Annotated in this window: 2 protein-coding genes; both read right to left on the bottom strand. The window is 35.8% G+C overall.

Annotated elements, in window-relative coordinates; translation table 11 throughout:
• Window positions 1–95: 95 nt before the first annotated feature.
• Window positions 96–731, bottom strand: coding sequence for a response regulator transcription factor (locus tag EGI22_RS15275; protein ID WP_255069293.1), 636 nt, complete (start codon window positions 729–731; stop codon window positions 96–98).
• A gap of 113 nt (window positions 732–844) precedes the next feature.
• Window positions 845–1834, bottom strand: coding sequence for a histidine kinase (locus EGI22_RS15270; RefSeq protein ID WP_255069102.1), 990 nt, complete (start codon window positions 1832–1834; stop codon window positions 845–847).
• Window positions 1835–2031: the final 197 nt, after the last annotated feature.

The raw sequence follows: 2031 nt of genomic DNA, 5'->3' as shown, positions 1-2031 counted from the left end.
TTTAGCCTTTATTTTCGGAATAATTTTGAGTATTTCTGAACCCATAACTTACACCCTCTGGGCCATCGGAGTTTATAAATTAAGAACCCAACCTTTCAGACCAATCGCATCTCTATGGCCTTGATGATGGCTTCGGGTGCTGAGTTTACATGCAATTTCTCATAAATATGCTTTACGTGTGTGTTTACAGTGGCATAGCTTATGCTACATGCATCCGCAATCATTTTGTAACTCATTCCTTTTACCAAACAACCCAACACGTCTTTTTCTCGTGCTGTTAGGTCCACAAATGTTGGTTCCTTTTTCACAAATTGGTTCTGAAACATCTGCATCACTTTGGCCGCTATGGCTGGCGACAAATGCGAGCCGCCTCCATTCACTTCCTCTATAGCCTGCACATATTTTTCTGGGTCAGGGTTTTTGATGATATAGCCTGAGGCACCACCACAAATGGCCTGAAATACGCGGTCTTCGTCTTCAAAAACTGTCTGAATAAGGATTTTAGCATCGGGAACGGCCTTTCTGATTTCTATCATTGCGTGTATGCCATTCATATAGGGCATCTCAATGTCCATCAATATCACATCAGGTTTCTGCTTTTTCACAATCGAAACCGCCTCTCTGGCGTCAGGGTATGAGCCAGTCATCCAAATGTTCTCTGAACTAGCCAAATAAAGTGACAAACTTTCTCTAAAGTTCTTGTTGTCTTCAAATAAGGCTACTCTTATCATTTGCTTGGGTTTAGGTTTTAATTGTTGTAAATACGTTGTTGAAAAAGCTACCATTCTGTGTTATTTATTTCTACAAAATTGGCATAGTTTTCAATTCTAAAAAATCCCTAATTCTAGTGAGAAAGACATATAGAAAGTATAGTTCCTTTACCTGCATCACTTTCAATTTTCAATTCAAAATTTGATTCCTCAGCCCTTTCTTTAAAGTTCCTCAGGCCATTTCCTTCTGTTTTTTGATCTATTTCAAAGCCAACACCATTATCTGTTAATGTGAAAATTATCTTTTGATTTTTTTCAGAAACTTCCAACGAGGCTTTGGTGGCTTCGGCGTGTTTGGCTATATTATTTATGCCTTCTTTCAAAATCAAATACAGATTTTTGCGGTCTTCCATATCTAGTTTTACTTTTTCCATAGGTATATCTGTTTGTTGGAAATAACTGATGTTTTTTTCTGAAAGAACTTCACGGGCGTAGGCTTCTATACGCTTAAATAATCGCTCAGGAGAATCGTTGTTGGGGTTTAATGCCCACACGGTATCTTGCATGAGCGTTACCGATTCTTTTGAATTTGCGGTGATTTTATCCAATATTGGCAAAAGGTTTGAATCTTTCAGACCTTTCTTGAGTACTTGGGTATAAATGGCAATACTACTCAAATTGGAGCCCACTTCGTCGTGCAAATCCGAGGAGATTTTGTTGCGAAGTTGTTGCATTTTCATTTTTTGACGGAAATTGTACAAGAAAAAGAAATAGAAACCGATTCCAATTAATAGCAAAATATAAAATGCAATCATTGGGAAAAACCACCATTTTTGCCAAATAGCTTCTTCGATATTTACGGTTATGGTTTTAAAATCTTTTTGACTCGAAAGTCTGTATTTTAAGAGGTATTTTCCGCCACTAAGGTTAGTATATCGGATTTTTGGGAATGCTGAATTCAATAATTGGGAATCGAAACCTTCAAGTTGGTAAAAGATTGAATCGCCAATATTTGGGAATTCTATGTCAATTAAGTTCTCCAAGCCTTTTAGGTATATGGAGTCTTTTTGTGTGTTAATATAACTTTGATTTCCAAGCCCTTTTACAATAATATGTGGTCGCAATTCAGTTGATTGCGAAAAGCTTATTTGGGAGATAAAAAAAAGGAAAATTATAGTTTTATTTCTCAATTTATTTAATGCTAACAGGGTAAGGTTTCACAAATTAAGAAATATATTTTACCGTTAAATAAAAAAACCTAGTTTAATTCTGTCAGGATTTAATTTAAGGATTTGTTTACTAATAACTAAAACTTATCTCT

The sequence above is a fragment of the Lacihabitans sp. LS3-19 genome, from assembly GCF_024343575.1.
Classification (GTDB): Bacteria; Bacteroidota; Bacteroidia; order Cytophagales; family Spirosomataceae; genus Leadbetterella.
Note: the sequence above shows the minus strand (reverse complement) of the source record. Positions and strands in the feature narration are given on the sequence as shown.

Bases quoted from the DNA above. Each gene is read 5' to 3' on its own strand.
- EGI22_RS15275 (WP_255069293.1), bottom strand. From the start codon at position 731: ATGATAAGAGTAGCCTTATTTGAAGACAACAAGAACTTTAGAGAAAGT.